Genomic DNA, 12,521 nt, shown 5'->3' on the forward strand with positions numbered 1-12,521 from the left:
GCGCCTTACCCAACTGATCGTCGGCGCCTGCGTGCTGGCCCTGTTCGCCGGCTGTGCCGAGCGCAAGACCACCGACTACGCGGCCTTCAAGCAGAGCCGTCCGAAGTCGATCCTGATCGTGCCGCCGCTGAACAACTCACCGGACGTCAAGGCCAGCTACAGCATGCTCGCGCAGGTCACCTACCCCCTGGCCGAAGCCGGTTACTACGTGATGCCGGTGGCGCTGGTCGCAGAGACCTTCCGCCAGAACGGCATGACCACCCCGGCTGACATCCATGAGCTGCCGATGGCCAAGCTGCACGAGATCTTCGGCGCCGATGCGGCGCTGTATGTGACCGTCAGCGACTACGGCACTCGCTACATGGTGCTGAGCAGCGCAACCATCGTGACAGCCAGTGCCAAGCTGGTCGACCTGAAGTCCGGCACCACGCTGTGGACCGGTACTGCATCCGCCTCCAGCGAAGAAGGCCGGCAGAACCAGGGCGGCCTGATCGGCATGCTGATCACTGCGGCAGTGAACCAGGTCATCAGCAGCGTGCAGGAAGACGCCGGTTATCCGATCGCCGGTATCACCAGTGCCCGCCTGCTGTCGCCGAACCCGAACGGCGGGATCCTGTATGGGCCGCGTTCGCCGAAGTACGGCACGGACTAAGGGGCGACTGCTTCGCGGGCAAGCCCGCTCCCACTGGGAGCGGCGACTTGCCCGCGAAAAACCCACCGCCGATCCAATGAAAAAGGCGACCCACATGGGTCGCCTTTTTCATTACCGATCCGAGATCAGATCCCGTACTGCGCCCGATAGGCCTCGACCGCCGGCAGGTGCTGCTTGAGCTGAGGGTCGTCGGCCAGGAACTCCAGTACCTGGGTCAGCGAAACGATACTGACCACCGGAATGCCGAAATCACGCTCCACTTCCTGGATCGCCGAGAGCTCGCCATTGCCGCGCTCTTCGCGGTTCAGTGCGATCAGCACGCCTGCGGCCTTGGCCTGCTGGCCCTTGATGATCTGCATGACCTCACGGATGGCGGTACCGGCAGTGATCACGTCGTCGATGATCAGCACGTCACCGGCCAACGGGGCGCCGACCAGGCTGCCGCCCTCGCCGTGGTCCTTGGCCTCCTTGCGGTTGAAGCACCATGGCACGTCGAGCTGATGCTGCTCGGCCAGGGACACCGCCGTGGCCGCTGCCAGCGGGATGCCCTTGTACGCGGGGCCGAACAGCACGTCGAAGGGGATCTTGCTGTCGACGATCGCGGCTGCATAGCAGCGCCCCAGCTGGGCCAGGGCCGATCCGCTGTTGAACAGCCCGGCGTTGAAGAAGTACGGGCTGGTACGCCCCGATTTCAGGGTGAATTCACCGAAGCGCAGAACGCCGCGATCGATGGCAAAACGAATGAAGTCGCGCTGATACGGCTGCATGAAAAGTCCCGGACACCACGGATTTAGCTAAATGAGTTGAGCTCGGGTATCATACACGCACGAGATTTTTGGGGCCATTTATGCGGATCATCAGTGTGAACGTGAATGGCATTCAGGCTGCGGCCGAGCGTGGACTGCTCAGCTGGCTGCAAGCCCAGAATGCCGACGTGATCTGCCTTCAGGATACCCGCGCCTCGGCCTTTGAACTCGACGACCCAGCTTTCCAGCTCGATGGCTATTTCCTTTATGCCTGCGAAGCGGAGGTGCCTGCCCAAGGTGGCGTGGCGCTCTACTCGCGGATGCAGCCCAAGGCAGTCATCACCGGCCTGGGTTTCGAGACGGCCGACCGTTACGGGCGCTACCTGCAAGCAGATTTCGACAAGGTAAGCATCGCCAGCCTGCTGCTGCCTTCGGGAATGAACGGCGACGAAGACTTGAACCAGAAATTCAAGTTGATGGACGACTTCGCCAAGTACCTGGACAAGCAGCGTCGCAAGCGTCGCGAATACATCTATTGCGGCTCGTTCTACGTGGCGCAGCAGAAGCTCGACATCAAGAACTGGCGCGACAGCCAGCAATCGCCGGGCTTCCTGCCGCCCGAGCGCGCCTGGATGGACGCGATCATCGGCGAGATGGGCTATGTCGACGCCCTGCGCGAAGTCAGCCGCGAAGGCGACCAGTACAGCTGGTGGCCGGACAACGAACAGGCCGAGATGCTCAACCTGGGCTATCGCTTCGACTATCAGATCCTCACCCAGGGTCTGCGCCGCTTCGTGCGCAGTGCTCGCCTGCCGCGCCAGCCACGCTTCTCGCAGCACGCGCCGCTGATCGTCGACTACGACTGGACGCTGACCATCTGAAGACCTGCGGGGGCCTTTGATCAGGCCCCCGCATTTCGTTACGGACTCTCTTCCACCTCGCCAGGCAGCTCCTCATCCAGGTGCAGCCAGGGTAGCCGGCTGCCCGTCCAGATATGCCGACTGGCCCTCACCTGTTCTGGCCGGTCCAGCGTCGCCACCGTCACATCGATGCTCAGCGGGCTATGCGTCGTCTCCAGCGCCACATGCGCGCCGCAGTCGCCGCAGAAGAACCGGGTACAACTGGCCGGCGCCACATAGCGCTTCGGCTCGCCCGCCATCCACTGGAAACCCTTGCGCGGCAGGGTAAGCCAGGTCACCACCAGCCCGCCGCTGACCCGTCGACAGATCGAGCAGTGGCAGTGGGCGACATCCGTCAGATCGCCCTCCAGCCGGTAGCGCAAGGCACCGCAATGGCACCCGCCTTCCTGTACGTCATTCATGAAACGACCTCCTGTCGCCTTCATCGAGGCGAAAGCTGGCTGAAAGCTTACCCCCCTAGGATAGCGCCACCACCGGCGACAGACCGGCCAGCCAGGGTGTCGGCATTACGTACGAACCCGGCCCAATCAACAACAACAATGGTGATACCGATGTTTTCCTGTGCCCGCCTTCCTGCAGTACCCCTCCCGCTATTCCATGCACAGCGCCTGACGCGCTGATCCGCCCGAATCGTCCGTCCTTTCGCCGCGCCACGCCTGGAGTACCGCCATGCTGACCTTCCTTGGCTTTGCCATGGTCATCACCTTCATGTACCTGATCATGACCAAGCGCCTGTCGGCCTTGATCGCCCTGATCCTGGTACCGATCATTTTCGCCCTGTTCGGCGGCTTCTCCGCCAAGATCGGCCCCATGATGCTCGAAGGCATCAGCAAGCTCGCGCCCACCGGCGTGATGCTGATGTTCGCCATCCTCTACTTCGCCCTGATGATCGACTCCGGCCTGTTCGACCCGGCCGTGCGCAAGATCCTCAAGCTGGTCAAGGGCGACCCGCTGAAAGTCTCGGTCGGTACTGCCGTGCTGGCTTTGGTGGTCTCGCTCGACGGTGACGGCGCCACCACCTACATGATCTGCTGCGCCGCCATGCTGCCGCTGTACAGCCGCCTGGGCATGAGCCCGCGAATCATGGCCGGTTTGATCATCCTCGCCGGTGGCGTGATGAACATGACCCCCTGGGGTGGCCCGACCGCTCGCGCCGCCAGCGCCCTGCATGTAGACCCGTCGGACATCTTCGTGCCGATGATCCCGGCCATGGCCTTCGGTGTGCTGGCGATCCTCGCCATCGCCTACATGTACGGCAAGCGCGAGCGTGCCCGCCTGGGTGAGCTGCACCTGCCGACCGACGACATCGACCACAGCGAAATCAGCGTCTCGCAGTTCCCCGAAGCGCGCCGTCCCAAGCTGATCTGGTTCAACGGCGCCCTGACCGCTGCCCTGATGGTCGCGCTGATCTCCGGCGTGCTGCCGCTGCCGGTGCTGTTCATGATCGCCTTCAGTATCGCCATGATCGTCAACTACCCCTGCCTGCAGCAGCAGAAGGACCGCATCGCAGCCCACGCCGGTAGCGTGCTGGCCGTGACCGGGCTGATCTTCGCCGCCGGCATCTTCACCGGCATTCTGTCCGGCACCGGCATGGTCGAGGCCATGTCCAAGAGCCTGCTGGCGGTGATCCCGGATGCGCTCGGCCCGTACCTGGCGGCCATCACCGCGATCGTCAGCATGCCGTTCACCTTCTTCATGTCCAATGACGCCTTCTACTACGGCGTGCTGCCGGTACTGGCCGAAGCCGCCAGCCACTACGGCATCACCCCGGTGGAAATGGCCCGTGCGTCGATCGTCGGACAACCGGTACACCTGCTCAGCCCGCTGGTACCCTCCACCTACCTGCTGGTAGCCCTGGCGGGGATCGAATTCGGCGATCACCAGCGCTTCACCCTCAAGTGGGCAGTTCTGGTGTGCCTGTGCATAATGCTCGCCGCCTTGCTCATGGGAGTTTTCCCACTGATCAGTAGTCTGTAAGACAAGAGCACCACCCCACCGCGACGCGCCCGCTCTCCCGGGCGCGTCGCCTTCATCGTTCGAAGGAATACACATGGAATGGCTGACCAGCCCGGAAATCTGGGTTGCCTTTTTCACCCTGACCGCACTCGAGATCGTGCTCGGGATCGACAACATCATCATGATCTCGATCCTGGTCAGCCGCATGCCCAAGCACATGCAGCCGCGCACGCGGATCTTCGGCCTGGCGCTGGCGATGGTCACCCGGATCATGCTGCTGCTCTCGATCACCTGGGTAATGCGCCTGACCGACGACCTGTTCGTGGTCTTTGGCGAGGGCATTTCGGGGCGCGACCTGATCCTGTTCTTCGGCGGCCTGTTCCTGCTGTGGAAAAGCTCCCAGGAGATCTACCACGGCCTCGAGGGTGAGGAGGAAAGCAGCGACGAACCCAAAGGCGCTGGCGGCAAGTTCTTCTACACCATCATCCAGATCGCCATCATCGACATCGTGTTCTCGCTGGACTCGGTGATCACCGCGGTGGGCATGGTCTCGCACGTGCCGGTGATGATCGCCGCGATCATCGTCGCCGTGCTGGTGATGATGCTTTGCGCCGGTACCATCAGCGACTTCATCGACAAGCACCCGTCGCTGAAGATGCTCGCGCTGTCGTTCCTGATCGTGGTCGGTACCGTGCTGATCGCCGAGTCCTTCGACGTGCACGTGCCGAAGGGCTATGTGTACTTCGCCATGGCGTTCTCGCTGGCGGTGGAAGCGATCAACATCCGCATGCGTACTGCAATGGCGCGTAAGGAAGGCAAGGAGCATGATCCGGTGAAACTGCGCAAGGACATTCCGGGTCAGTAAGAACCGGACGTCACTGAAAAGGCCCTCCGGGGCCTTTGTCGTTTGTCTGTACTGACCCTGAAACACCCAACATGCTTGTGACAGAAATGTTTCAAATAAATGCCCGCCATGCCAAGCTGGCGACAACCGCGCAAAACAACTAAAGCTTCAGTGAGCACTGAATACAACGCCCACCCCCGGGCCAGGCTCACGGCTTCACCTATTGGCCCCGCACTGGGGCGTCGGTAAAAGGGGGCCTCGAACATGCTCACCCTGCTCAACCTGCTTTCCGCCGTGGCGCTGCTCGTCTGGGGCACGCATATCGTGCGCACCGGCATTCTTCGGGTTTACGGCTCGAACCTGCGCCGCGTGCTCAGCCAGAACATGGACCGTCGCGCGCTGGCCTTCATTGCCGGCATCGTCGTCACCGCCGTGGTGCAGAGCAGCAACGCCACCGCCATGCTGGTCACTTCCTTCGTCGGCCAAGGCCTGATGGCCATGACCCCTGCCCTGGCGATCATGCTCGGTGCCGACGTGGGTACTGCGCTGATGGCGCGGGTGCTGACCTTCGACCTGTCGTGGCTGTCGCCGTTGCTGGTGTTCGTCGGGGTGATCTTCTTCCTGTCGCGCAAGCAGACGCGCCTCGGCCAGATGGGCCGGGTGGCCATTGGCCTGGGCCTGATCATCCTGGCACTTGAACTGATCGTGCAGGCTGCTGCGCCGATCACCCATGCACAGGGTGTGAAAGTGCTGTTCGCCTCGCTGACCGGCGATATCCTGCTCGACGCCCTGGTCGGCGCCCTGTTCGCCATGATTACCTACTCCAGCCTCGCTGCCGTGCTGCTCACCGCGACCCTGGCCGGTGCCGAGGTGATCAGCCTGCCGGTGGCCATCGGCCTGGTGGTCGGCGCCAACATCGGCAGTGGAATGCTGGCCTTCATCAGCGCCCGCATGCAGAACGCTGCCGGGCGTCGCGTGGCCCTGGGCAGCCTGCTGTACAAGCTGATCGGCCTGCTGCTGATCATTCCGGTGCTGCACCCGCTGGTGGACTGGATGGACTCGCTGAGTTTCAGCCCGCAAGAGCTGGTGATCGGCTTCCATTTGCTCTACAACACCCTGCGTTGCCTGGTCATGCTGCCCACGGTCAAACCGATGGGGCGCCTGTGCACCACCCTGCTACCCGAACGCGAAGTCGCCAACGGCCAGGTCAAGCCCCGGCACCTCGACGCCTCGGCGCTGGAAACCCCCAGCCTGGCATTGGCCAACGCAGCCCGCGAGACCCTGCGCCTGGGCGACATCGTCGACAGCCTGCTCGAGGCCATGCTCGGCGCCCTGCGCGGCAGCCAGACCGCACTGCCACAACAGACCCGCGCCCTGGGCGAGGACGCCGAGGCCCTGTACAGCGCCATCAAGCTGTACCTGGCGCAGATGTCACGCGAGGACCTGAGCGAGCAGGACAACCGGCGCTGGGCCGAGATCATCGAACTGTCGATCAATCTCAAACTGGCCAGCGACCTGATCGAGCGCATGCTGCGCAAGGTGCAGCAGCAGAAGACCTCACAACGCCGGGAGTTCTCCCAGGTCGGCCTGGAAGAACTGACGGGCCTTCAGGAGCAACTGCTGGCCAACCTGCGCCTTGGGCTGTCGGTATTCCTCAGCGCCGACCCTGAGAGCGCACGCCTGCTGTTGCGCGAGAAACGCCGCTTCCGCGCCCAGGAACGGCGCCTGGCCCACGCCCATGTCAGCCGCCTGCAACGCAAGGTGGTGCAGAGTATCGAGACCAGTTCGCTACACTTGGAGCTGATCGCCGACATGAAGCGGTTGAACTCTTTGTTCTGCAGCAGTGCCTATGTGGTACTGGGCGGCGCGGACACCGGCGGGCTTCTGCTCGACAGCGTGCCGGACGACGCCCGCCTGTCCTGACCCCCGCACACCTGGAGACCGGCCCGGAAGCCCGCCCATGCGTTGCCTGACCTTCGTTTGCCTGATCCTCTGCAGCCTGCCCTCGCTCGCCCTCGACCGCTCGCGGGTCGAAGGCTATCTGTTGCCCAACGGCCTGCAGGTGATTCTCAAGTCGGGGTACGAACGCGACCATGTGTCGATCCGCCTTGTGGTCGGCGTGGGCCTCGACGACTTCGAGTGCAACCAGCGCGAATTGCCGCACCTGCTCGAACACCTGCTGTTCAGCGGCATCGACGAGACCGGCGAAGGCGGCCTGGAAGAGCGCCTGCAGGTGCTGGGCGGGGAGTGGAACGCTTTCACCAGCGCCGCCGATACCACCTTCGTCATAGAAGCGCCGGCGCGCAACCAGCGCAAGGTGCTCGACCTGCTGCTGGCGGCGGTGCGGGACACGAAGATCGATGCCAAGGCCCTGGCCACCGCCAAGAAAATCATCGAGCGCGAGGACGGCGGCCATTACGGCCACCTGCAGCGCTGGCTGGACCGCCAGGACATCGGCCACCCGGCCAGCGACCAGCTTGCCGTGGAACTGGGGCTCAAATGCCCGGAGCGCTCGGATATCGACGGCATGACCCTCAAACAGGTGCAGGCCATGCGCGAGCATTGGTACGCCGCCAACAACATGAGCCTGATCGTCGTCGGTGGCCTCGACCGCCTGCTGCCGGCCTATCTGGAGCGTACCTACGGCGAGCTGCCAGCCACCGAGCCAGGCGAGCGGCGCAACCTCGACAGCATCAGCCAGCAGGCCGAGCAACGCCGCGACCTGACCCGTGGCTGGCTGGGTGACACCGCCAGGCTGCACTGGCTGTTCATCGAGCCGGTACTCGACAGCAATCACGACCAGACCCTCGAGCTGCTCTCGCGCTACCTCGACTGGGCTGCGTACGATCAACTGCGATTGCGCCACGGCCTGGCCTACGGCCCCTCCGTGCGGCGTGAAAGTTTCGGCGACAGCGGCATGCTCAGCTTCAACGCCGATCTCGAACGCCAGGACATCGACGAAGCGGTGAAAGTGCTGCAGGACCTGTTCGAGCACCTGCGCAAGCACGGCCTGGATGCAGACACCTTTGCCCGCCTCAAGGAGGCCGCGATTGCCCGCGAAAGCTGGACCACCCAGGGCAACAGCGCACTGGCTGACTACTACTGGGGCGCGCTGAACGACTACGAGGACGGCCGTTTCACAGACCCGATCGGCAAACTGCGCAAGGTCAGCCTGAAGGAGGCCAACGAAGCGCTGCGGTTGTTGCTCAAGGAACCTGGCTACCTGCGCATCGAGAAGCCACTGCTGGGCTATGACGAGCTGTACGGGTTGGTGGCGCTGGGGTTGGGGCTGATACTCGCCATCGGGCTGATCCGCAAAAGGCGCCAGCCGGCGGATCGCCCCAGCGGCGCTACACGCGACAGCTGATTCGGCGGTATCCTGTGTCGGCCTCTTCGCGGGCAAGCCCGCTCCCACAGGTATCCCGCAGGTTTCAGCATCACCGGGTACTGGCTGCCAGAGGTACACCGTAGGCTTCAGCATCACCGGCTACTTGTGGGAGCGGGCTTGCCCGCGAAGAGGCCAGAACAGTCACCCCTTATCGCTGCTCATCTCCATGCCCCCCATACCCCACATCGTCCAACGCATCATCGAACTGCTCAAACGCTATCCCGGGGTCATCGCCCTTGGCGGCTTCCTGTCCGGCATCGGCAGCTTCATCCTGGTAGACCGCCAGGCCGGTCTTGCCAGCTGGATCGCCGTGCTGATGCTGGTCAGCTGGGTCTGGCTGATGCTCGAGAACACCCTGACCGGCCTGTTCGCCCGCACCTTCAAGCGCGAAATCCCGCAGCCGCTGCTGCGTTACGCCACACAGATGATCCACCAGGAAAGTCTGTTCTTCGTCCTGCCGTTCTTCTTCATCACCACCACCTGGAACAGCGGCCAGCTGGTGTTCACCGGCTTGCTCGGCGCAGCCGGGCTGATCTCCATCGTCGATCCGCTGTACTACAAATGGCTCGCACCGCGGCGCTGGCTGTTCCTCGCGCTGCACACCCTGACCCTGTTCGCCGCGCTGCTCACGGCGCTGCCGATCATCCTGCACCTGACCACCGCACAGAGCTTCAAGCTGGCGCTGATCGCGGCCATGGCGCTGTCATTCCCGAGCCTGGCCAGCAGTTTCCCGATCAACAACTGGCGCCGCGCCGTGGCGCTGGTACTGGTGACCCTGACCGTGGGCGGCGGCGGCTGGCTGCTGCGCTCATGGGTGCCCCCGGCGACCCTGTGGATGACCGAAGTGGCGGTGACCACCGAGCTGCAGGACCGCCAGCCCGGCGAATCGCTGGACGAGATCGCCGCCAGCCGCATTCGCAGCGCGGGGCTGTACGCCTATACCGCAATCAACGCCCCGCGCGGGCTGAACGAGCGGATCTATCACGTGTGGCAGCAGGACGGTAAAGAGGTCGACCGCATCGCCCTGGACATCCACGGTGGGCGCAAGGAAGGCTACCGGGCCTGGACCCACAAGCAGAACTTCCCGCCCAACCCCGTGGGCAAGTGGCAGGTGCGGGTGCTGACCGAGGATGGTCAGGTGATCGGCGTACTGCGCTTCAAGGTGGTCGAGGATGTACCGGCGGGGTGAAGCTTCATCATCGCGTCGCCTCCATCGCCGTTGCGACTTGCCCCGCGATTGAAGCCACCGCCGCTGCAACAGGCTATGATCTGACCCACCGCCGTCGTGCAGAGTCAGAAGCATGGAGCCCAGCGCCACCCTCGACACCCGCCAGCACCCCGCGCGCCTGCTGATCGCCGGCGACTGGACCCTGGCCCACTACACCAGCCTCAAGCGCGACAGCGAGCGCCTGCGCGACCAGTACGGTGCTGACACGATCGCCGACCTCAGCCAGCTTGGGCGCCTGGACACCGCCGGTGCCTCGCTGCTGGCCGAGTTACTGGGCGCCGAGCGCCTGTCGCACTGCACCGACGAGCTCCCCGAGGCCAGCCGAGCCTTGCTCAGGACGGTGTATGGCTCGGTGCAGGACTACTGCATCCCGATCAAGGAAGCCGAACAACCGGTCCTGCTGCAATTGCTCGCACGCATCGGCTGCGCCGTCGACACGCTCTGGCAGGACACCCGGCAACTGCTCGGTTTCGTCGGCCTGATCCTCGCCACCCTCGCCACCCGGCTCCTGCAACCACACAAGTGGCGGGTCACCCCGGTGGTCGCGCACATCGAGCAGACAGGCCTGGACGCCGCGCCCATCGTCGCCTTGCTGACCTTCCTGGTCGGCGCCGTAGTGGCCTTTCTCGGGGCCACGGTGCTGGCCGACTTCGGTGCGACGGTCTTTACCGTCGACCTGGTGGCCTTCTCCTTCCTGCGCGAATTCGCCGTGCTGCTCACCGCGATCCTGATGGCCGGGCGCACGGCCAGCGCCTTCACCGCGCAGCTCGGCTCGATGAAGGCCAACGAGGAGATCGACGCCATCCGCACCCTGGGCCTGAACCCCATCGAACTGCTGGTGGTGCCGCGGGTCTTGGCGCTGCTGATCGCCTTGCCGCTGCTGACCTTCGTCGCCATGGTCTGCGGCATCGTCGGCGGCGCGGTGGTCTGTGCGCTGTCGCTGGACATCCCGCCGGCCATGTTCCTCTCGCTGCTGCAGAGCGACATCGGCGTGCAGCACTTCCTGGTCGGCCTGCTCAAAGCGCCGTTCTTCGCCTTCCTGATCGCCGCCATCGGCTGCCTGGAAGGTTTCAAGGTCAGTGGCAGCGCCGAGTCGGTCGGGGCCCACACTACCTCGGCGGTGGTGCAGTCGATCTTCGTGGTCATCGTGCTGGATGCCGTGGCTGCGTTGTTCTTCATGGAGATGGGCTGGTGAGTGGCACACGTGAAGCGGTGATCGAAGCCCGTGGCCTGTGCAACCGTTTCGGTAGTCAGAGCGTGCACGAGAACCTCGACCTGGACCTGTACCGCGGCGAGATCCTCGCCGTGGTCGGCGGTTCGGGGAGCGGCAAGTCGGTGCTGCTGCGCAGCATCGTCGGCCTGCGTCGGCCCAACGAGGGCAGGGTGAAGGTGTTCGGCCAGGACCTGGGCACGCTGAACGACGACCAACGCTCGCAGGTGGAACGGCGCTTCGGTGTGCTGTTCCAGAAGGGCGCGTTGTTCTCGTCACTGACCGTCACCGAGAACGTCGCGCTGCCGTTGATCGAGCATGCCGGGCTGTCACGCGCCGACGCCGAACACCTGGCCGGGGTCAAGCTGGCGCTGGCGGGGCTGCCGATCAGCGCCGCCGACAAGTACCCGGCCTCGCTGTCCGGCGGCATGATCAAGCGCGCGGCCCTGGCCCGCGCGCTGGCACTGGACCCGGACATCCTGTTCCTCGACGAACCCACCGCAGGCCTGGACCCGATCGGCGCAGCGGCATTCGACCAACTGATCCTGACCCTGCGCGACGCCCTCGGGCTTTCGGTGTTCCTCATCACCCACGACTTGGACACCCTCTACACCATCACCGACCGGGTGGCGGTGCTGTCGCAGAAGAGGGTACTGGTCGCAGGCCCGCTGGCCGAGGTCGAACGCACCGACGACCCCTGGATTCACGAATACTTTCACGGCCCGCGCGGACGTGCAGCCGAACAGGCAGCCGCAAGCGCGGGACAGGAGCACTGACGATGGAAACCCGAGCTCATCACGTCCTCATCGGACTGGTCACCGTGCTGGTCGTGGCCGGCGCCATGCTGTTCGGCCTGTGGCTGACCAAGTCCAGCGTCGACGATGCCTTCAAAGATTATGAAGTGGTGTTCAACGAGGCCGTTTCGGGCCTGTCCCGGGGAAGCGCGGTGCAGTACAACGGCATCAAGGTCGGCGATGTCAGCACCTTGCGCCTCGACCCGCAGGACCCGCGCCGGGTACTGGCGCGCATCCGCCTGAGCGCCGACACACCGGTCAAGGAAGACACCCAGGCCAAGCTCACGCTCGCCGGGGTGACCGGCAACTCGTTCATCCAGCTCAGCGGCGGCACGCCGCAGAGCCCGTCGCTCAAGGGCAAGGACGGACAGCTGCCGGTGATCGTCGCCTCGCCGTCGCCCATCTCACGCCTGCTCAACGACAGCAGCGACCTGGTGACCAACATCAACCTGCTGCTGCACAACGCCAACCAGATGTTCTCGGAAAACAACATCGAGCGCCTGAGCAACACCCTGGCCAACCTCGAACAGACCACCGGTGCCTTCGCCAGCCAGAAGGGCGGCATCGCCCAGGCCATCGAGCAACTCGGTCAGGTCGGCAAGCAGGCCAGCGCCACCCTGGCCGAGACACAGGCGCTGATGCGCAACGCCAATGGCCTGCTCGGCAGCGAGGGCAAGCAAGCCTTCGGCAGCGCGGAGCAGGCCATGCAGTCGCTGGCTCAGAGCACCGCGGCCATCAATGACCTGCTCAAGAACAACCGCGAGGCGCTCGACGACGGCGCCC

At 64.5% G+C, this 12,521-nt stretch carries 12 protein-coding genes; 10 read left to right on the plus strand and 2 right to left on the minus strand.

Annotated features, from left to right (window positions below):
- Positions 1–13: 13 nt before the first annotated feature.
- Positions 14–652 (plus strand): DUF799 domain-containing protein, encoded by a 639-nt coding sequence (locus VA602_RS04440; protein WP_232233654.1) that lies wholly within the window; start codon positions 14–16, stop codon positions 650–652.
- 125 nt (positions 653–777) lie between these two features.
- Here VA602_RS04440 and pyrE read toward each other — a convergent pair whose 3' ends face one another.
- Positions 778–1,419, minus strand: coding sequence for an orotate phosphoribosyltransferase (gene pyrE / locus VA602_RS04445; RefSeq protein WP_054893328.1), 642 nt, complete (start codon positions 1,417–1,419; stop codon positions 778–780).
- Positions 1,420–1,499: 80 nt separating this feature from the next.
- Here pyrE and VA602_RS04450 point away from each other — a divergent pair, with 80 nt between their 5' ends.
- The gene (locus VA602_RS04450; RefSeq protein ID WP_054893329.1) at positions 1,500–2,279 is read left to right on the plus strand and encodes an exodeoxyribonuclease III; all 780 of its coding nucleotides are present in this window, start codon (positions 1,500–1,502) and stop codon (positions 2,277–2,279) included.
- A 38-nt stretch (positions 2,280–2,317) separates the two neighbouring features.
- On the opposite strand, the gene VA602_RS04455 is transcribed toward VA602_RS04450, so the two are convergent.
- Positions 2,318–2,719: a GFA family protein gene (locus VA602_RS04455; protein ID WP_063542030.1), complete on the minus strand. Its 402-nt coding sequence runs from the start codon at positions 2,717–2,719 to the stop codon at positions 2,318–2,320.
- A gap of 268 nt (positions 2,720–2,987) precedes the next feature.
- On the opposite strand from VA602_RS04455, the gene VA602_RS04460 reads away from it, so the two are divergent.
- From VA602_RS04460 to VA602_RS04495, 8 genes are all read left to right on the plus strand, one after another.
- Positions 2,988–4,295, plus strand: a complete 1,308-nt coding sequence (locus VA602_RS04460) for a CitMHS family transporter (RefSeq protein WP_054893331.1) — start codon at positions 2,988–2,990, stop codon at positions 4,293–4,295.
- Positions 4,296–4,368: 73 nt separating this feature from the next.
- Positions 4,369–5,139: a TerC family protein gene (locus VA602_RS04465; RefSeq protein WP_054893332.1), complete on the plus strand. Its 771-nt coding sequence runs from the start codon at positions 4,369–4,371 to the stop codon at positions 5,137–5,139.
- A gap of 243 nt (positions 5,140–5,382) precedes the next feature.
- Positions 5,383–7,041 carry a Na/Pi cotransporter family protein gene (locus VA602_RS04470; RefSeq protein ID WP_054893333.1) on the plus strand — a complete coding sequence of 553 codons (1,659 nt, stop codon included), beginning with the start codon at positions 5,383–5,385 and terminating at the stop codon, positions 7,039–7,041.
- A 37-nt stretch (positions 7,042–7,078) separates the two neighbouring features.
- Positions 7,079–8,485, plus strand: a complete 1,407-nt coding sequence (locus VA602_RS04475) for a M16 family metallopeptidase (protein WP_323452590.1) — start codon at positions 7,079–7,081, stop codon at positions 8,483–8,485.
- Between the two features lie 187 nt (positions 8,486–8,672).
- Positions 8,673–9,695 (plus strand): DUF5924 family protein, encoded by a 1,023-nt coding sequence (locus tag VA602_RS04480; RefSeq protein ID WP_323452591.1) that lies wholly within the window; start codon positions 8,673–8,675, stop codon positions 9,693–9,695.
- A 112-nt stretch (positions 9,696–9,807) separates the two neighbouring features.
- Positions 9,808–10,929, plus strand: a complete 1,122-nt coding sequence (locus VA602_RS04485; protein WP_054893335.1) for an ABC transporter permease — start codon at positions 9,808–9,810, stop codon at positions 10,927–10,929.
- A complete protein-coding gene (locus tag VA602_RS04490; protein WP_323452592.1) occupies positions 10,926–11,720 on the plus strand; it encodes an ABC transporter ATP-binding protein in 795 nt (264 codons plus the stop codon). The genes VA602_RS04485 and VA602_RS04490 overlap by 4 nt, the downstream gene beginning before the upstream one ends.
- Before the next feature lie 2 nt (positions 11,721–11,722).
- Positions 11,723–12,521 (plus strand): MlaD family protein (locus tag VA602_RS04495; RefSeq protein WP_323452593.1); only part of this gene is annotated, 799 nt, incomplete at its 3' end.

This window comes from Pseudomonas machongensis, assembly GCF_034961125.1.
Taxonomy (GTDB): Bacteria; Pseudomonadota; Gammaproteobacteria; order Pseudomonadales; family Pseudomonadaceae; genus Aquipseudomonas; species Aquipseudomonas machongensis.